The sequence below is a fragment of the Curtobacterium sp. VKM Ac-2887 genome (assembly GCF_015350935.1).
GTDB lineage: Bacteria > Actinomycetota > Actinomycetes > Actinomycetales > Microbacteriaceae > Curtobacterium.
In genome coordinates this window covers 292829-309904 of the sequence record NZ_JADKSB010000001.1, presented here as the reverse complement: position 1 = coordinate 309904, position 17076 = coordinate 292829, and the positions used below count along the sequence as shown (strand labels likewise).

The following is a 17076-nucleotide window of genomic DNA, read 5'->3' as shown; positions in this document are numbered from 1 at the left end:
GGTTTTCCCCACCGTTCTCCGGGGTACTGCCCGGATGCCCTGGCCCGTCGCTGGTGCGTAGCGTCGTCCCCATGAGCACACTCTCCCGTCCCCGCAACGGCCGCATCCTCGCCGGTGTCTGCGCCGGCCTCGCCGATCGCTTCGGCCTGTCCCGCACCCTCGTCCGCATCGGCTGGGTGATCCTGAGCCTGTTCCCCGGGCCGCTGTGGATCGCCTACGTCGTCCTCTGGTTCGTGGTGCCGGCGGAGGGCAACACCCGCCGCTGATCCCCGGTCCGTCCGTGCCCGGGGGCCGAGTCTCGCGGTGAGCGACAGTTCTCGCGCTCGTGAGTCCGTGATCTGTCGCTCAGCCCGAGACTCGGCACGGCCAGCTGAGCCCGGTCCGTCCGGACGGGGCTGAGCTCGGTCCGTCCGGACGGGTTAGTGTGGCGGCGTGCCGGTCTCCGTCTTCGATCTGTTCAGCGTGGGTGTCGGTCCCTCGAGCTCGCACACCGTCGGGCCGATGCGGGCCGGCGCCGAGTTCGCGTCCCTGGTCGCCGGGCTGCCCGTCGCCTCCGTCGCCGTCGACCTGTACGGCTCACTGGCGTCGACGGGACAGGGCCACGGCACCCTCGGCGCCGTGGTCGCCGGCCTGATGGGGTCCCACCCCGAGACCGTCGACCCGGACGCGATGTCGTCGGCGCTCGACGCCCTCGAACGCGACGGTCTGCTCCGGCTCGACGGTGGGGCGACCGTGCCGTTCCGGCTCGCCGACATCGTGCTGCACCCCCTGACCATGCTGCCCCGGCACCCGAACGCCATGCGGCTGCGAGCCCGTGACGGAGCCGGTGCCGACCTGGCCGACGAGACGTACTACTCGATCGGTGGCGGCTTCATCGCGCGCGACGGCGAGGACGGCGGTGCCGTGGACGACGGTGCCGTGGTCGCGGGGGCGGCGATCCCGGTCGACGACCGCGTGCCGTACCCGTTCTCGAGCGGCGCCGAGCTGCTGGCCGCCTGCGCTGCCTCCGGTCTGCCGATCAGCGGAGTGGCGCTCGCCAACGAGTCGGTCACCCGCACCGACGCCGACGTCCGCTCCGGGCTGCTCGACATCCACGCCGTCATGGACTCGTGCGTCGACCGCTCCGTCCGCCGTGACGGATGCCTGCCCGGCGGGCTCGACGTCCGGCGTCGTGCAGCCACGTGGCACGAGCAGCTCACCCGCGAGGACCCCCACCACGACCCGCTGTTCGCCATGGAGTGGGTGAACCTCGTCGCCATGGCGGTGAACGAGGAGAACGCCACCGGCGGCCGGGTCGTCACCGCACCCACCAACGGCGCCGCCGGCATCATCCCCGCGGTGCTGTACTACGCGCTCACCTACGTCCCCGCGATCACCGCTGCCGACCGCGACGACGCCGTCGTGCGGTTCCTGCTCACAGCCGGCGCCGTCGGGTCGATCTACAAGGAGCGTGCATCGATCTCCGGTGCCGAGGTCGGGTGCCAGGGCGAGGTCGGCTCGGCCGCGTCGATGGCTGCCGCGGGACTCGCCGAGGTCCTCGGGGGCACCCCGGAACAGGTCGAGAACGCCGCGGAGATCGCGATGGAGCACAACCTCGGGCTCACCTGCGACCCGATCGGTGGCCTGGTGCAGATCCCGTGCATCGAGCGGAACGCGATCGCGGCGAACAAGGCGATCAACGCCGCACGGATGGCCCTGCGTGGCGACGGCGTGCACCACGTGTCGCTCGACCAGGTCGTCGAGACGATGCGGCAGACCGGGGCGGACATGTCGACGAAGTACAAGGAGACCGCGATGGGCGGGCTCGCGGTGAACGTCCCGCTCTGCTGAGCACTGCGGTTGCCCGGGCCGCGACCGCTCAGCCGTGCAGGAGCGTCAGCAGCCGGGCGGTCTCGGTGGAGATCGCCTCGCGCCCCGCCGACACGTACTTCCGGGGGTCGACCAGGTCGGGCCGCTCGTCGAGCACGGTGCGCAGGGCACGCGTGAACAGGCCGTTCAGGTGCGTCGAGATGTTGATCTTCGTCATGCCGGCCTGCACCGCGCCGCGCAGTTCGTCGTCGGACAGCCCCGACGAACCGTGCAGGACCAGCGGGACCGGCACCGCGTCACGCAGGCGTTCCACCAGGTCGCGGTCGACCGAGGCTTCGCGGGTCTGCATCGCGTGCGAGGTCCCGACGGCGACGGCCAGGGCGTCCACCCCGGTGTCGGCCACGAACGCGGCGGCATCGGTGGGGTCGGTGCGGACACCCGGAGCGTGCACGCCGTCCTTGCCGCCCACTTCGCCGAGCTCGGCCTCGATGGCGACGCCGGCGGCGTGACACCGGACCGCGAGGGCACGGGTGGCGGCGACGTTCGCCGCGAAGTCCAGGTGCGAGCCGTCGTACATGACGGAGTCCACGCCCAGGTCGATGCCGGCGGCGACGAGGTCCGGGTCCTCGATGTGGTCGAGGTGCACCAGGACGTCGACGTCGGCGGCCCGGGCGATCGCCTGGGTCGCGGTCGTGATCGGCGCGAGCCCGCCGTGGTACCGGACGCAGTTCTCGCTGATCTGCAGGATGACGGGCAGTCCGGCCCGCTCGGCCCCGGTGACGATGGCCTCGGCGTGCTCGAGCAGCACGACGTTGAACGCGCCCACGCCACGGTGTGCCGTGCGGGCGGTGTCGAGCAGGCCCGTCAGGGCGAGGTCGGTGATCATGCTGGGGTCCTCGTTCGGTCGGGGTGGGTCAGGAAGCGGTGGACGTCGGCGGGGTCGACCTCGCCGGCCACCGGGCGCAGGACGGCGGCGGCGCCGTGGGCGGCGGCGGACCGGAGCGCTCGGAGCAGGGTGTCGTCGGTGAACGGGGCACCGGTGCCCTGCTGGTGACCCGAGCGGACCAGGGCACCGACCAGACCGGCGGTCGCTGCGTCGCCCGCCCCGGTCGGGTTGCCCGAGACGCCGGGCACCGCTGGGACCTCGAGCACGTGGTCCGTGGTGTGGGCGGCGATGCCGTGCGCACCGCGGGAGACCACGACGACGCCCGCACCGCGTTCCAGCAGCCGGAGGGCGGCGGTGCGTTCGTCCGCGGCGCCCGTGGCCTCGAGCAGCTCTTCGCGGTTGGGCTTGCAGACGATGGCACCGGCGCTCGCCGCCGCCAGCAGTGCGGCACCGGAGCAGTCCACGACGCTCAGGACGCCGTGCTCGTGGGCCGTGGCGACCCAGCGCGCGACGACGTCGGGTGCGGCACCGCCGGGCAGCGAACCGGACACCACGAGGCCGGTGGCGTCGGCGCGGCCGAGCAGTCCGTCGACCGCTGCGGCGACGGCGTCCCACTCGGTGCCGGTGAGCACCGGGCCGGGCTCACCGAACATCGTCGGGTGGGCGACGTCGTCGACCACGGTGACGGTCGTGCGGGTCGTGCCGGACACCACGACGTCGGTGTGACCGAGGCCGAGGTCGTCGAGCGCGTCCGACACCCAGCGGCCGGGCGTCTCCCCGAGGGGCAGGACGGCGTGCGTCGCGACACCCGTCGCCGCCAGGACCCGACCGACGTTCAGGCCCTTGCCACCCGGGTGCCGTGCGACGTCGAGGACCCGCTGGGTCTCGCCGATGCGCTGTTCGGCGACCCGGTACGTGACGTCGACGGCCGGGTTCGGGGTGACGACGACGATCACGAGACCACCGCCGTCCGCAGGGGGTTCCGCACCGCACCGGTGTCGGGGTCGAGCACGAGGAGATCGGCGGGTGCGCCGACCGTGAGCGGCGCCGGCCGACCGAGCAGCCGAGCCGCACGTGTGGCAGAGGCGGCGACGACCTCGGGCACCGCGACCCCGCTCGTCAGCAGCCCACGGACCGCGTCGGCGACGGTGATCGTGCTGCCCGCCAACGACGACCCGTCGGCGAGCATCGCGACACCGCCGCGGACCGAGACCGCGGACCCGGCGATGGTGTGGTCGCCGTCGGGGCAGCCCGTCGCCGACATCGCATCGGACACGAGCACCAGGCGGCCCGGTGCACTCCGCTGGACGAGCCCGATCGTGGTCGGGTCGAGGTGGTGTCCGTCGACGATGCACTCGAGCAGGACGCGGTCGTCGGTCAGGGCGACCCCGACCGGCCCCGGCGTGCGGTGGTGCAGCGGTGGCATGCCGTTGAACAGGTGCGTGACGAGCGTGGCACCGGCGTCGATCGCGCGGCGGGTCTGCTCGGCGGTGGCGTCGGTGTGCCCGATCGCCACGACGACCCCGGCGGCGACGAACCGCGCCACGGTGTCGAGGGCGCCGGGGAGCTCGGGGGCGAGTGTCACGACCCGCAGCGCGCCGTCGGCGGCCGCCAGGTACGCGTCGACCTCGAGCGGGTCCGGCGCGTGGAGCAGGTCCACCCGGTGGGCTCCGCGGCGGGCCGGGGACAACCACGGCCCTTCGAGGTGCAGGCCCGCCAGCGTGCCGTCCGAGGTGAGCGGTCGCAGGCGCGTGAGGGCTGCGACGGTGTCGTCGGGACGCCCGGTCGCGATCGAGGCGACGAGGGTCGTGGTCCCCCGTGACCGGTGGTGCGCGGCCGCCGCTCGGGCGTCCGCTGCGGAACACGTCGCGAAGTCGTGGCCGAGTGCGCCGTGGGCGTGCAGGTCGACGAAGCCCGGCACGACGGTGCCCTCGACGGTGACCGCGGAGTCCGCGCGCGGCGGTGTGCCGGCACCGACCGCGAGCACGGTGGCGTCGTCGCCGAGGACGAGCCACCCGTCGTGCAGGTCGTGGGCGGCGGTCACGATGCGTGGCGCGCGGACGAGCGTGGTCACAGCAGCACCCCGCTCTCGAGCAGCCGCCGTGCGAGCAGACCTGCGCCGATGGCTCCGGCGGCGTCGCCGTGGGCGGCCGGCAGGATCTCCGGGGCGCGGACCCCGACGAGCCGCTCGGCCACCGCCGTGCGGAGCGGCCCGAACAGCAGCGGGCCGGACTCGGCGAGTCCCCCGCCGACGATGACGGTGTGGCAGCCGGCGACCGCGGTCGTCCAGGCGAGGGCGTCCGCGAGCACGGCGACGCAGTCGTCCCAGACGGCGGTCGCCACGGGGTCGCCGTCGCGCACCCGGAGCATGGCTGCGTGCGCCGATGCCGACCCGGAGCGGCGTGCGACTCCCCCGGCCGATGCGATCTCCTCGACCCGGAGCCCCTCGTGCGGTCCGGACGGGATCAGCACCTGGCCGATCTCCCCCGCCCATCCGCCCCCGGACACGACCTGGCCGTCGACGACCAGCGCGCTGGCCAGGCCGGTGCCGACGGGTACGAACGCGACCGATCCGCGGGACAGCGCCGTGTCACCGGTGTGGGTCTCGGCGAGGGCACCGGCGCGGACGTCGTGGCCGAAGGCGATCGGGACGTCGACACCGCGTCGGACGAGCTCGGCCCGCACGAGGTCGCGGACCGGCACGTCCCGCCACCCGAGGTTCACCGCGAGGACGACGGTGCCGGCGGCTTCGTCGACGACACCCGGCGTGACGAGCCCGACGGCGTCGAGCCGACCGCGGTCGAGCGCCCGCACTGCCAGGTCGGCGACGGCCACCGCCAGTCGGAGCCCCGACGGATCGTCGCGGGGCGTCGGGACCCGGGTCTCGTCCAGGACGAGTCCGTCGGCGTCGGTCAGCCGGGCCTTGGTGCCCGTGCCGCCGACGTCGACCCCGAGCACCGCGCCTGCGCCCGCCATCAGGTGAGGATGACCGACCGCGTCAGCGAACGGGGGTTGTCCGGGTCCAGCCCACGACCCTCGGCCAGGGCGACGGCGAACCGGTGCACGACGACGAGGCCGGCGATCGGGTCGAGGTCGTGCTGCACGAAGCGCGCACCGGTGGCGGCGACCTCGTCAGCCAGCCCCTGCGGTGCGGCACCGAGCGACCAGACGAGCCGGCCGGGCTGCGCGATGGCGATCGGCCCGTGCCGGTAGTCCATCGCCGGGTAGGACTCGGCCCAGAACTGCGCAGCCTCCCGCGTCTTGAGTGCGGCCTCGAACGTCAGGCCGACGGCGGCACCGCGGCCCACGAAGGAGACCTGCTCGGCGTCGAGCAGGTCGTCGATCGGCAGGGTCAGCGCGATCTCGGCCTGGGCGGCGAGGGCCTCGACGTCGTCGCCGATCGACGCGCGCAGCAGGGCGAGCGCCGTGGTGGCGAACCGCGTCTGCACGACGGAGCGCTCGTCGGCGAAGGGCAGTGCGACCACGTCGTCGGCGACGGCCGCGGCGGGACTGTCCCCGACGGCCGTGATCAGGACGGTGCGCTGCGACGGCAGGGCCTGCAGGAGGTCGACGATCTCGGTCGTGGTGCCCGAGCGGCTGATGGTGAGCACGCGGTCGTACTCGCGCGATGCGGGGTACTCGGAGCCGGCGAAGGCGTCGGTGACCCCGAGGCCGGCCTGCTCGCGGGCGACGGCGTAGCTCATCGCGATGAACCAGCTCGTGCCGCAGCCGATGACGGCGACGCGTTCACCGGGCTGGGGGAGCGCGTCCGAGAAGGTCGGCAGGAGTGCTGCGGCGGCGCGCCAGGTCTCCGGCTGGGAGGCCAGTTCGGCGCTCACGAAGGTGTCGGTCATGGGAGCCTTCCGGTCCGGTTCGATCCGGGTGATCGATGATCAGGAAGCGTAGCGAGCGATCGTGCGCGATGGAAGACCAAAGCGTCAATTCCGATCACCGAGCAGTCGCGATGGCACCGTAGGATGGCCGTCATGACCCCCCAACAGCGGCTGAACGCCCTGCTCGAACTGGTGAGCGAACGCGGCAACGTGTCGATCGCCGAGATCGGCGAGCTGCTGGGGATCTCGGCCGCCACGGCCCGACGCGACCTCACGACGCTCGCCGACCAGCGGCTCGTCACGCGCACGCACGGCGGAGCAGCGGCGCTCGGGGCCGGCTACGAACTGCCCCTGCAGTACAAGATCGCGCGCCAGGCCGAGGCGAAGACCGCCATCGCCCGTGCCGCCGCGCGACTGGTGCAGCCGGGCGAGACCGTCGGGCTGAACGGCGGGACCACCACGACCGAGGTCGCGCGAGAACTCGGCAAGAGCGAGCGGTTCATCCGCGCCGACGGCGAGTTCGGGATCACCATCGTGACGAACGCGCTCAACGTCGGGTACGAGCTGTCCGTCCGCGCCAACGTCAAGATCGTGGTGACGGGCGGGGTGGCGCGGCGGCAGTCGTACGAGCTCGTCGGCCCGCTCGTCCGCGACACCCTCGACGAGTTCGCGCTCGACCTCGTGGTCCTCGGGGTGGACGGGCTCACCGGGCAGTACGGCGCCACGACCATGCACGAGGGCGAGGCCGAGGTCAGCCGGCACTTCGCCTCGGTCGGCCGACGGGTCATCGTGGTCGCCGACTCGACCAAGATCGAGCGGTCGACGTTCGCCAGGATCTGCCCGTTGGACCGCATCGACGTCCTGGTCACCGACCAGCCCGTCCCGCCGGCCTTCGCAGCCGACCTCGCCAGCGCCGGCGTGGAGCTCGTCGTCGCCGACTGAGCCGACGGACGAGCGCCCGGATCCGGGGCGCGACGTTTCGATCGTGTAAAACCCTCCCGTCGTGGACCCATGAGCGATCCGTGAGCGCCTATTGTGCATTCATGATCGATTCGGCATCATGGGCGTCACAATCACGCAAGGGAGCGAGATGAGCATGGGCGTTGACAACGGGATCCTCCGCGTCGCGGTGATCGGGATGGGCCAGCGGTCCGCCATCGCACGGCACGTCGCCGAAGCGGTCGCCGCGGACCCGGCACTGCAGGCGCAGGTCGTCGCCGTGGCGGACATCACCGCAGCGGGCCGCGAGCGCGGGCGGGTCGAGTACCCCCATGCGCTGGTGGTCGAGCACCACCGGGACCTCACCGACCAGGTCGACGCTGCGATCGTGACCACCCCGGACTGGACACACGCCGAGATCGCGATCGACCTGCTCCGCGCGGGCATCGCCGTCTACCTCGAGAAGCCCCTCGCCATCACGGTCGAGGACGCCGACGCGGTCCTCAACACCGCCGCCGAGACGGGTACCTCGCTCTACGTCGGCCACAACTTCCGCCACGCGGCCGTCGTCCGCCTGATGCGCGAGATCGTCGACCGCGGCGAGATCGGCGAGGTCAAGGCCGTCTGGTGCCGCCACTTCGTCGGCAACGGCGGGGACTACTACTTCAAGGACTGGCACGCCGACCGCGCGAACGTCAACTCCCTGCTCCTGCAGAAGGCCAGTCACGACCTGGACGTCATCCACGCACTCGGCGGCGGGGACACCAGCCGCGTCGTGGGCATGGGGTCACTGTCGGTCTACGGCGACGTCACCGACCGACGGGACCGCAGCGGCGAGCTGATGGGGGACTGGTTCTCCCACGACAACTGGCCGCCACTCGCCCAGACCGGGCTGAACCCGGTCGTCGACGTCGAGGACGTCTCGATGGTGATGATGACGCTCGACAACGGCGTGCAGGCCAGCTACGAGCAGTGCCACTTCACCCCGGACTACTGGCGGAACTACACGGTCATCGGCACCGAGGGTCGCCTCGAGAACATCGGCGACACCGGCGGTGGCGTCGTGAAGGTCTGGACGCACCGTCGTGGCTGGGACACCGCGGGGGACCGCGAGTACCCGATCGACGGCGTCGAGGACGGTCACGCCGATGCCGATCTGATCACCATGACCGAGTTCCTGCGGTCCGTCGCCCTCGGCGAACCGACGGAGCTGTCCCCGATCGCGGCGCGCGCCGCGGTCGCCGCCGGTGCCCTGGCGACCCGTTCGCTGCGCACCGGTTCCGTCCCCATCGACGTCCCGCCGCTGCCGGCCGAGACGATCGCGCACTTCAGCCGGCCCGCCACACCCTCCACACGACCCGCTCCGCACCCCACCCACCCCGCCCAGACCGTCGGTTCCTGACGGCCGTGCGAAAGGACCTCCCGATGACCGCACACATCCCCGCCCGAGGAACCGGCGTCCGCCGGATCCTCGTCGGCGCCGTCGCCGCCCTCGGCGCGGCCGCACTCCTCGCCGGGTGCTCCACGTCCTCCGGGGCGTCGAGCTCCGGCGGCGACTACACCGCCGCCGCGAAGGACACCAAGGCGAACCTGACGTACGCCGTCTGGGACGAGAACCAGGTCAAGGCGATCAAGGCCAACCTCAAGGGCTTCAACGAGGAGTACCCGGACATCAAGGTCAGCGTCGACGTCACGCCGTTCGCCAACTACTGGACGAAGCTGCAGACCCAGGGCTCGAGCAACACGCTGCCCGACCTGTTCTGGATGAACGGCCCCAACTTCCAGCTGTACGCGGCCAACGGCAAGCTCGCGCCGATCACCGGCGAGGTCAAGGCCGGCGACATCGACCCCGCGAAGTACTCGAGCGCGCTGAACGACCTGTACACGTACGACGACACCCAGTACGGCGTGCCGAAGGACTTCGACACCATCGGCGTCTGGGTCAACAAGGCCCTGTTCGAGAAGGCCGGCATGGACCTGCCGTCGAAGGACTGGACCTGGGACGACTTCCAGAAGACCGGCGCCGAGCTCAGCGAGAAGCTCAAGGCGTACGGCGCGTACGGCGCGGCCGGCGGCATGGACGGCCAGACGACCTACTACGACACGATCTTCCAGGCCGGGGGATCGGTCGTGAACGCGGACGGCACGAAGTCCGAGTACGCCTCGAAGGCCTCGGAAGCGGGTCTGCAGTTCTGGACGGACCTGATCGACTCGGGCGCTTCGCCGTCGATGAAGCAGCTCACCGACACCACCGCCGACCAGTGGTTCACGTCGGGCAAGCTCGCGATGTACCAGGGCGGCAGCTGGTTCCGCTCGGCCCTGACCGGCACCGCGATGGAGAAGGACATCGTCGTGTACCCCCTGCCGAAGGGCAAGGAGCAGGCGACCGTCATCCACGGTGTCTCGAACGTCGTGTCCGAGGCGAGCAAGAACAAGGCCGCGGCGCAGGCGCTCCAGGTCTACCTCGCCGGCAAGACCGCCCAGCAGCAGCAGGGCGACATGGGCGCCGTCATCCCCGCCTACGAGGGCACGCAGTCCGCCTTCACGAAGACGATGCCGGACGCCGACCTGCAGGTGTTCCTCGACGCCGTCGACTACGCCAAGCCCCTGCCGGTGTCGAAGAACACCGCCGCGTGGAACACCCTCGAGACCAACCTCCTGCCGAACGCCTTCGACGGTTCGACCCCGGTCGACGACGTCGCGAAGCAGCTCGCGCAGAAGATGGACGCCGCCCTCGCCAAGGAACAGTGAGTCCCGAGCCGATGACGATCAACACCGAGCGGCCGCAGGCCGCCTCCACCCCCGCCCGGACGACGCGTTCGTCCGGGCGGGGCGCCCCCGGCCCGACGGCCGGCGGCAAGAGCGCAACCCGACGGACCGACGGCTGGTGGCCGTGGCTCTTCGTCCTGCCGCTGCTCATCGGCGTCGGCACGTTCTACATCTGGCCGATCATCCAGACGTTCTGGTACTCCTTCACCAGCTGGGGCGTGTTCGGCGGTGCGACGTTCAGCGGCGTCGCGAACTACGTGCGGCTCGCCGGTGACCCGCAGCTGTACCAGTCGCTGCTCAACACGATCGTCTACACGGTCATCGTGCTGGCCGGCATCCCGATCGCGGTGTGGCTCGCCAGCCTGCTGAACACCCCGGGCCTGCGGTTCGCGCAGTTCTACCGGGTGCTCTTCTTCCTGCCCTACGTCGCCATGCCGGCTGCGATCGCCCTCGTCTGGCGCATCATGTTCAACGGCGACTACGGCATCGTGAACTGGTTCATCGGACTGTTCGGCATCGACGGTCCGTACTGGATCTCGACGCCCGGGTTCGCGCTCGTCGCGGTGAGCTTCGTCGGCCTGTGGTCGTCCCTCGGGTTCTCGATGATCATCCTCGGCGCAGGCCTCAAGGACATCCCACCAGAGCTGTACGAGGCCGCCGAGCTCGACGGCGCGAGCCGCTGGCGGCAGTTCCGCTCCGTCACGGTCCCGCTGCTCAGCCCGAGCATCTTCTTCGTGGTCATCGTCACGACGATCTCGAGCTTCCAGCTGTTCGACCTGCTCTACGCCATCCTCGGCAGCACCAACCCGGTGATCCCGAAGACGATGTCGCTCGTCTTCTACTTCTACAGCGCCGGGTTCATCGACAACGACAAGGGCTTCGCGGCCGCGATCGCCATGGTGATCTTCCTGCTCATCGGCATCGTCACGCTCGTGCAGTTCCGCGTCCAACGGAAGTGGGTGCAGGCATGACCGCAACCGTCACACCGCCACGGGCAGCACGTCGGCCCGGTCGTCGCGGCGGCAGCCACTGGTGGATCCACGTCGTCCTCGGCGTCGGCGGCTTCGCGATGGCGTTCCCGTTCGTGTGGCAGATCATCATGTCGCTGTCCACGAACGCCCAGGTGCAGTCCGTCACCCCGACGTTCTGGCCGGGGGAGCTGCAGTGGCAGAACTACGCGCAGGTGTTCGAGCGTCTGCCGTTCCTCAGCCAGCTCGGCACGTCCGTGTACGTCACGATCATCCGCACCCTCGCGCAGATCGTGCTCTGCACGCTCGCCGGCTACGCCTTCGCCCGCATGCGGTTCCGCGGCCGGGCGATCCTGCTCGCGATCGTGCTGTCGATCCTGCTCGTGCCGTCGCAGGTCTACCTGATCTCGCAGTACCAGATCGTGCAGGGGCTCGGATGGCTCGACACCCTGATGGGGATCGTCGCGCCGGGCCTGTTCAGCGCGTTCGGCACCTTCCTGATGCGGACGGCGTTCCTGAACATGCCGCCCGAGCTCGAAGAGGCTGCGCGCATGGACGGCGCGAACCCGTTCCAGACGTTCTGGCGGATCATGCTGCCGCTCGCCCGTCCCTCGATCAGCGTGCTCGCGATCACGACGGTGCTGTGGTCGTGGAACGAGCTGCTCTGGCCGCTCGTCGTCTCGACCCGTGCCGAGGACATGCCCCTCGCTGCAGGACTCGCGACGCTGTCGAGCGACCGGACGATCGACTACCCGGTGCTCATGGCCGCGAGCCTGATGGCCATGGCCCCGGTGCTCATCATGTTCATCGTCCTGCAGCGGCGGGTGATGGACGGGCTCGCCTCGTCCGGTCTGAAGTGACCGCCGACACCCCCGGCCAGGAGGCCCGTCCCGCGTCCGTCGCGGTCCTCGCCGCCGCCGTGGGGTCGCCGGACGACTCCGCCACGGTGGCGGCCGCACTGGCCGCCACCGTGGCCGACGCGGAGCCCGCCCAGCGGGACGCCCTGCTGGTCGCCGCGCTCCGCGCGGCCGTGCCCGGCAACGCCGCGGCGCTCGAGGCGCGGGGGCTCCCGCGCAGCCTCGCCGAGGCGTCCGTGGCGGACGTCGACCGCAAACTCGACCGGTACGGTCTGCGTGGCACGGGGGTGGACTGGCTCGTCGCGGTGGCGACCGGTCGCGTGGTGGCCGTGGGGCGCCTCCAGTACGAACTCGGCGACCACCTGCCCGACGGCCAGCCGGCCTGGGGCGTCCACGTCCCGGAGACCGGGCCGCTCGATCCGGACACCTGCGACCGGTCCTTCGCCCGCGCGCCGGAGGTCCTGCGCGCCCTCGCACCGGCGCTCGCCGCCGACCGGTGGCAGTGCCGCTCGTGGATCCTCGATCCCGGTCTGGCCACGGTGCTCGGTCCCGACGCGAACCTGGTGCGCTTCGCCCGACGGTTCCGGCTCGCGCCACCCGGCCCGCACGACGCCGCCGAGGGTGACGAGAGCGTGGCGAAGTTCGTGTTCGGCGTGCCGCTGGCCACCGCGCGGGCCTCGAACGCGTCCGGTCGACTGCCCGGGGCGGTGCTCGACCGGTGGGCGGCGGGCGCGCACTGGACCGAACGGACCGGCACCGCACCCGTCGTCTGATCGCGCGCAGCAGTCAGCGCGTACCGTGCAGCGCATGACGAAGCCCGACCACGACCACCTCGACGACGGCGTGGACATGACGTTCGAGGAACGACGCCAGGACACCTTCCGGCGCATGTCCGGGTCCGACGCGCACGACGCTGACCCCCGGGTCGAGGTGTCCCGCGCCGAGGACGGCGACGTCCGCATCGACGTGGCCGACACCGCAGCCGTGCGCCCCGGCGGTCCGAAGCGCGCCTGAACCGTCACCCCGTCAGCCGGTGACGGTGGGGCACGGCATGATCGTTCCGTGCACCTCGTCCTCCGCCGCGTCGACGGCGGCGTCCTCGCGACGCCCCTGACCGACTCGGGGACCGCTGACGGTGAGCCGATGCGCGTGGACGAGTCGGGCCTCCCGGCCTTCGTCGCGGCGCACGACGCGCCGAGCGTGCGCTGGGTGTGGGACGACACCGCACGCTGGTACCCGGCCGTGCTCGCCGCCGGCGGACGCGTGGGGCGCTGCGTCGACCTGCGGTTGTGCCGACGGATCCTGCGCGCAGCGCTGGCCGCGCGCGGTTCCGCACTCGCTGCAGCGCCGTCGGATGCGCTCGACGCTCCGGTGGCGGAGGCCCGGGTCGTCCGACCGACGCAGGCCCAGCTCTTCGACGACGCCCTGTTCACCGCGTCGGTGCCGGACGACGACGTCGACCCGGTCGCCGAGTTCCGGGCCCAGCTCGCGGCGGTCGCGGGGTCGACGTCGCCCGGTGCCCTCCGCCTGCTGACGACCGCCGAGTCCGCCGGAGCCCTCGTCGCGGCGGAGATGCTGCACGCGGGGCTGCCGTGGCGTGCCGACGTGCACGAGCGACTGCTCGAGGAGACGCTCGGGCCGCGCGTCCCGTACGGCGTGCGGCCGCGCCGGCTCGAGGAGATCGCCGCCGTCATCCGCGAGCGCCTCGACGACCCGACGCTCAACCCGGACTCGCCGGCCGACGTCCTGCGGTCGTTGCGCCGTGCGGGGCTCATGGTGACGAGCACCCGCAAGTGGGAGCTGCAGGAGATCGAGCACCCCGTCATCGAGCCCCTGCTCGAGTACAAGCGACTGGCGCGGCTCCTGACGGCGAACGGTTGGACGTGGCTCGACGAGTGGGTGCGCGACGGCCGGTTCCACCCGAAGTACGTGGTCGGCGGCGTCGTCACCGGGCGCTGGGCAGCCGACGGCGGGGGAGCGATGCAGCTGCCGAAGGGCATCCGCGGGGCCGTCATCGCCGACCCGGGCTGGAAGCTCGTCGTGGCCGACGCTGCGCAGCTGGAGCCGCGCGTGCTCGCCGCGATGGCCGGTGACCGAGCGATGGCCGCCGCGGGCGACGGACGCGACCTGTACGACGGCGTCGTGGCCTCGGGCGCAGTCGAGACCCGGCAGCAGGCGAAGGTGGCCATGCTGGGCGCGATGTACGGCGCCACCCAGGGCGAGGGTGGTCGGCTCGTCCCACGACTGGTGCGGGCGTTCCCGCGCGCGCTCGACCTGGTCGAACGCGCCGCACGCGCGGGGGAACGGGGCGAAGCCGTCACGACGTTGCTCGGTCGGACGTCGCCCGTTCCGGAGTCGTCGTGGTTCGAGGCCAGGAACCAGGCCTACACGGTCGAGGGGACCCCGGCGATGCAGCGTGCCGTCGAGTCCCGGGCGCGGAGCTGGGGGCGGTTCACCCGGAACTTCGTGGTGCAGGGGACCGCGGCCGAGTGGGCGCTCGCGTGGATGGGGTCGTTGCGCTCCCGCCTCACCGCGCGGTTCCCCGGGGCCGTGACGGACGGCCCGCACCTGGTGTTCTTCGTGCACGACGAGATCGTGGTGCACGCGCCGGAGGAGCACGCCGAGTGGGTGGCGACGCAGATCCGCGAGGCCGCGGTCGACGCCGGTCGGCTGTTGTTCCAGGACTTCCCGGTGACGTTCCCGCTGTCGGTCGCGGTGGTGGGGGCGTACTCCGAGGCGAAGGACTGACCGGTACCTGGTTGCATGGTGTCGTGACGACTCCGTACCGAAGGTCAGACCACCGGGGTGCCGCCGTACTGCTCACGGTGCTGGTGGTGGTCTGCTGGGTGGCCACGATCGCGTTGCCGATCGTCGCCCTGTCGTTGATGCTCCACGTCGAGGCGCCGGCGGAGCGGGCCGTCCCGATCGTCATCGGGTGGTTCATGACCCCGTTCATGACCGCGCTCGGTGTGACGATCGGGCTCGTCATCCTCCAGCGGTCTCGCCGGAGTGCCGAGCTGGAGCGCCGCGATCAGCGCCGGGCGGCGCGGTAGGCAACGGCGTCGTCCCGCCAGCGGACGGCCTCGGCGTCGAAGTCCGGGATGCTGTCGAGGTCCGGGCCGCCGACGGCGTAGTGCTCGACGATCGCGTCGTTCGCCGCGCGACCGATCGTGGCGCCACGCTCGACCATCCGCTCCTCGTACGCGCGCACGGCGTCGTCCAGGGACGTGCCGTCGCCGGCCGATGTCAGGACGGCGCGAGCGAGTTCGGCTCCGTCGAGGAGCGCGAGGTTGACGCCGTTGCCGCCGAAGGGCGACATGACGTGCGCAGCGTCACCGAGCAGTGTGATCCCGACACGGTGCTCCCACCTGGTCGGCGTCGGCAGGGCGAAGATCGGCCGGTTCGGCAACGACCCCTCGCTGTCCTCGATGGCGCGGAGGAGTTCCGGCGCGAACTCGGCGAACCGTTCACGGAGCGCCGTCCGGACGCGCTCGGTGTCGGTCGTCTGCGTTCCGTTCGCGTCCAGGACGCGGCCTCGACCGTCGGCGGTGCCGAGCCCGGCGTGGGCGAGCCAGTCGAGCTCCGCGCGCATCGAGACGTAGCCGCGGACGACGTCGCCGCTGTTTCGCTGGAGCACGATTGTCCGTCCGTCGCCGTTGGCCCACATGTGACCGTCGCCGACGAGCTCGGCGATCTCGGGGTGCTGTTCGGTGACGCGGGTGAACAGCGCCTCGACGAAGGTGACCCCGGTGTACGACGGCACCGCATCGGTGAGCGCTGCACGCACCCTCGACCACGCACCGTCCGCGCCGACGACGAGGTCGGCCGACGACGTGGAGCCGTCCGTGAACGTGATGACGCCGTCGCTGACCGCGGCGACCCGGTGCCCCCACCGGATCGTGTCCGGCGCGAGTGACTCGACGAGCATCCGGCGGAGCTGTGCACGGTCGATCTCGGGCGCGGCTGCTTCGCCGTCGGCGGGGGCCTGGTCGACCAGGACCGTTCCCGACGGGTCCAGGAGCCGGTGCGCCTGCCCCTCGGGGCGGGCGAGCGCGGTGAACTCGCGCGAGAGTTGGGCGTCCTCGATCGCGATCTGGCCGCTATCGGCATGGAGGTCGAGCGTTCCTCCCTGGTCACGCGCCGCGAGCGACTCGTCGGCGTCGTACACGGTGACGTGGAGTCCACCGAGCTGCAGGATCCGTGCGGTGAGCAGGCCGCCGGGGCCCGCCCCCACGACGGCGATGGTGGGGGCAGTGGTGGTGTTGGTCATGGCGTGCTCCGATCGGTCGGACTGACCGAACGATCGTTCGGCTGGAGGCGATACTACTTACCGAACGATCGTTCGGCTGGAGGCGATACTACTTACCGAACGATCGTTCGGCAAGTAGGATGCACGTCATGGATGCGATCACGACCCGACGACCTGGCAGCGAGACGAGGGCGCAGATCCTCCGGGTCGCCCTCGAGCAGTTCACCGAGCGTGGGTACGAGGGGACGTCCATCCGGGACATCGCCGAGGCCCTCGACATCACGAAGTCGTCGTTGTACTACCACTTCACGAACAAGGAGGCGATCGTCCGGGCGCTCCTCGACGGGCGGCGCAACGAGATCGACGAGTTGATCGCCTGGGTCGAGTCGCAGCAGGCCGGGCCCGACCTCCTGCGGCGGGCTGCGGTGCGGTGGGTCGAGTCCACCGGTCGCGACCGCGTGCAGGGCATGCGGTTCGCGCACGCCAACCGCCCGATCATGCAGAAGCTGGCCGCCGAGGGAACCGATCGCCGGTCCTGGTTCGACGCCGTCGTCGACCGGGTGCTCCCCGAGGCCGCGCCGAGGGCTGATCGACTCCGGGCGCAGATGGCGTTCGATACCGTGAGCGCCGCATTGTTCGCCGCGCAGGGGTCCGACGCCTCGGACGACGAGGTGCTCGAGGCCGCACGCACAGCCACGATCATGTTGACGGAGACCGGCGGCGACGAGCGACTCGTGGGCGGAACTTCGTGACGGGCTCCGCCGCA

Annotated in this window: 18 protein-coding genes; 12 read left to right on the top strand and 6 right to left on the bottom strand. The window is 71.8% G+C overall.

Annotated features, from left to right (window positions below; all coding sequences use genetic code 11):
• Nucleotides 1–71 precede the first annotated feature (71 nt).
• Nucleotides 72–266 (top strand): PspC domain-containing protein, encoded by a 195-nt coding sequence (locus ITJ69_RS01510; RefSeq protein WP_111083567.1) that lies wholly within the window; start codon nt 72–74, stop codon nt 264–266.
• A 166-nt stretch (nt 267–432) separates the two neighbouring features.
• Nucleotides 433–1830, top strand: coding sequence for an L-serine ammonia-lyase (locus ITJ69_RS01505; protein ID WP_194671779.1), 1398 nt, complete (start codon nt 433–435; stop codon nt 1828–1830).
• Between the two features lie 28 nt (nt 1831–1858).
• Here ITJ69_RS01505 and ITJ69_RS01500 read toward each other — a convergent pair whose 3' ends face one another.
• Genes ITJ69_RS01500 through ITJ69_RS01480 form a run of 5 tightly spaced genes read right to left on the bottom strand, consistent with a single transcriptional unit; the run spans nt 1859 to nt 6549 of the window.
• Nucleotides 1859–2695 (bottom strand): class II fructose-bisphosphate aldolase, encoded by an 837-nt coding sequence (locus ITJ69_RS01500; RefSeq protein ID WP_194671778.1) that lies wholly within the window; start codon nt 2693–2695, stop codon nt 1859–1861.
• Nucleotides 2692–3651, bottom strand: a complete 960-nt coding sequence (locus tag ITJ69_RS01495) for a 1-phosphofructokinase family hexose kinase (RefSeq protein WP_131845885.1) — start codon at nt 3649–3651, stop codon at nt 2692–2694. Before ITJ69_RS01495 ends, ITJ69_RS01500 begins: the two co-directional genes overlap by 4 nt.
• Nucleotides 3648–4769: an N-acetylglucosamine-6-phosphate deacetylase gene (gene nagA, locus ITJ69_RS01490; protein WP_123293028.1), complete on the bottom strand. Its 1122-nt coding sequence runs from the start codon at nt 4767–4769 to the stop codon at nt 3648–3650. Before nagA ends, ITJ69_RS01495 begins: the two co-directional genes overlap by 4 nt.
• Entirely contained in the window at nt 4766–5671 is a 906-nt protein-coding gene (locus tag ITJ69_RS01485) for an ROK family protein (protein WP_123293029.1), read from the bottom strand. The genes nagA and ITJ69_RS01485 overlap by 4 nt, the downstream gene beginning before the upstream one ends.
• Nucleotides 5671–6549, bottom strand: coding sequence for an SIS domain-containing protein (locus tag ITJ69_RS01480; protein WP_194671777.1), 879 nt, complete (start codon nt 6547–6549; stop codon nt 5671–5673). Before ITJ69_RS01480 ends, ITJ69_RS01485 begins: the two co-directional genes overlap by 1 nt.
• A 132-nt stretch (nt 6550–6681) precedes the next feature.
• Here ITJ69_RS01480 and ITJ69_RS01475 point away from each other — a divergent pair, with 132 nt between their 5' ends.
• From ITJ69_RS01475 to ITJ69_RS01435, 9 genes are all read left to right on the top strand, one after another.
• Nucleotides 6682–7470 (top strand): DeoR/GlpR family DNA-binding transcription regulator, encoded by a 789-nt coding sequence (locus tag ITJ69_RS01475; protein ID WP_165901013.1) that lies wholly within the window; start codon nt 6682–6684, stop codon nt 7468–7470.
• A gap of 148 nt (nt 7471–7618) precedes the next feature.
• Nucleotides 7619–8869, top strand: coding sequence for a Gfo/Idh/MocA family protein (locus ITJ69_RS01470; RefSeq protein ID WP_123293031.1), 1251 nt, complete (start codon nt 7619–7621; stop codon nt 8867–8869).
• Between the two features lie 23 nt (nt 8870–8892).
• Nucleotides 8893–10218: an ABC transporter substrate-binding protein gene (locus tag ITJ69_RS01465; RefSeq protein WP_194671776.1), complete on the top strand. Its 1326-nt coding sequence runs from the start codon at nt 8893–8895 to the stop codon at nt 10216–10218.
• An 11-nt stretch (nt 10219–10229) separates the two neighbouring features.
• On the top strand, nt 10230–11207 hold the full coding sequence (locus ITJ69_RS01460) for a carbohydrate ABC transporter permease (protein WP_194671775.1): 978 nt from the start codon (nt 10230–10232) through the stop codon (nt 11205–11207).
• Nucleotides 11204–12064, top strand: a complete 861-nt coding sequence (locus tag ITJ69_RS01455; RefSeq protein ID WP_165901014.1) for a carbohydrate ABC transporter permease — start codon at nt 11204–11206, stop codon at nt 12062–12064. Before ITJ69_RS01460 ends, ITJ69_RS01455 begins: the two co-directional genes overlap by 4 nt.
• The gene (locus ITJ69_RS01450; RefSeq protein ID WP_194671774.1) at nt 12061–12834 is read left to right on the top strand and encodes a hypothetical protein; all 774 of its coding nucleotides are present in this window, start codon (nt 12061–12063) and stop codon (nt 12832–12834) included. The genes ITJ69_RS01455 and ITJ69_RS01450 overlap by 4 nt, the downstream gene beginning before the upstream one ends.
• Before the next feature lie 34 nt (nt 12835–12868).
• On the top strand, nt 12869–13075 hold the full coding sequence (locus ITJ69_RS01445) for a hypothetical protein (RefSeq protein ID WP_111083557.1): 207 nt from the start codon (nt 12869–12871) through the stop codon (nt 13073–13075).
• 48 nt (nt 13076–13123) lie between these two features.
• Nucleotides 13124–14809, top strand: coding sequence for a bifunctional 3'-5' exonuclease/DNA polymerase (locus ITJ69_RS01440; RefSeq protein WP_194671773.1), 1686 nt, complete (start codon nt 13124–13126; stop codon nt 14807–14809).
• A gap of 23 nt (nt 14810–14832) precedes the next feature.
• Nucleotides 14833–15114, top strand: a complete 282-nt coding sequence (locus tag ITJ69_RS01435; protein WP_194671772.1) for a hypothetical protein — start codon at nt 14833–14835, stop codon at nt 15112–15114.
• On the opposite strand, the gene ITJ69_RS01430 is transcribed toward ITJ69_RS01435, so the two are convergent.
• On the bottom strand, nt 15093–16331 hold the full coding sequence (locus tag ITJ69_RS01430) for an FAD-dependent oxidoreductase (protein WP_194671771.1): 1239 nt from the start codon (nt 16329–16331) through the stop codon (nt 15093–15095). The two genes, ITJ69_RS01435 and ITJ69_RS01430, sit on opposite strands and share 22 nt — an antisense overlap.
• 128 nt (nt 16332–16459) lie before the next feature.
• Here ITJ69_RS01430 and ITJ69_RS01425 point away from each other — a divergent pair, with 128 nt between their 5' ends.
• Complete coding sequence (locus ITJ69_RS01425; protein ID WP_123937026.1) at nt 16460–17062, top strand: TetR/AcrR family transcriptional regulator; 603 nt, start codon at nt 16460–16462, stop codon at nt 17060–17062.
• Nucleotides 17063–17076 lie beyond the last annotated feature (14 nt).

Coding starts and splice junctions, on each gene's coding strand:
- ITJ69_RS01510 (WP_111083567.1), top strand. CDS start 72: ATGAGCACACTCTCCCGTCCCCGCAACGGCCGCATCCTCGCCGGTGTC.
- ITJ69_RS01500 (WP_194671778.1), bottom strand. CDS start 2,695: ATGATCACCGACCTCGCCCTGACGGGCCTGCTCGACACCGCCCGCACG.
- ITJ69_RS01485 (WP_123293029.1), bottom strand. CDS start 5,671: ATGGCGGGCGCAGGCGCGGTGCTCGGGGTCGACGTCGGCGGCACGGGC.
- ITJ69_RS01480 (WP_194671777.1), bottom strand. CDS start 6,549: ATGACCGACACCTTCGTGAGCGCCGAACTGGCCTCCCAGCCGGAGACC.
- ITJ69_RS01475 (WP_165901013.1), top strand. CDS start 6,682: ATGACCCCCCAACAGCGGCTGAACGCCCTGCTCGAACTGGTGAGCGAA.
- ITJ69_RS01470 (WP_123293031.1), top strand. CDS start 7,619: ATGAGCATGGGCGTTGACAACGGGATCCTCCGCGTCGCGGTGATCGGG.
- ITJ69_RS01465 (WP_194671776.1), top strand. CDS start 8,893: ATGACCGCACACATCCCCGCCCGAGGAACCGGCGTCCGCCGGATCCTC.
- ITJ69_RS01460 (WP_194671775.1), top strand. CDS start 10,230: ATGACGATCAACACCGAGCGGCCGCAGGCCGCCTCCACCCCCGCCCGG.
- ITJ69_RS01455 (WP_165901014.1), top strand. CDS start 11,204: ATGACCGCAACCGTCACACCGCCACGGGCAGCACGTCGGCCCGGTCGT.
- ITJ69_RS01445 (WP_111083557.1), top strand. CDS start 12,869: ATGACGAAGCCCGACCACGACCACCTCGACGACGGCGTGGACATGACG.
- ITJ69_RS01430 (WP_194671771.1), bottom strand. CDS start 16,331: ATGACCAACACCACCACTGCCCCCACCATCGCCGTCGTGGGGGCGGGC.
- ITJ69_RS01425 (WP_123937026.1), top strand. CDS start 16,460: ATGGATGCGATCACGACCCGACGACCTGGCAGCGAGACGAGGGCGCAG.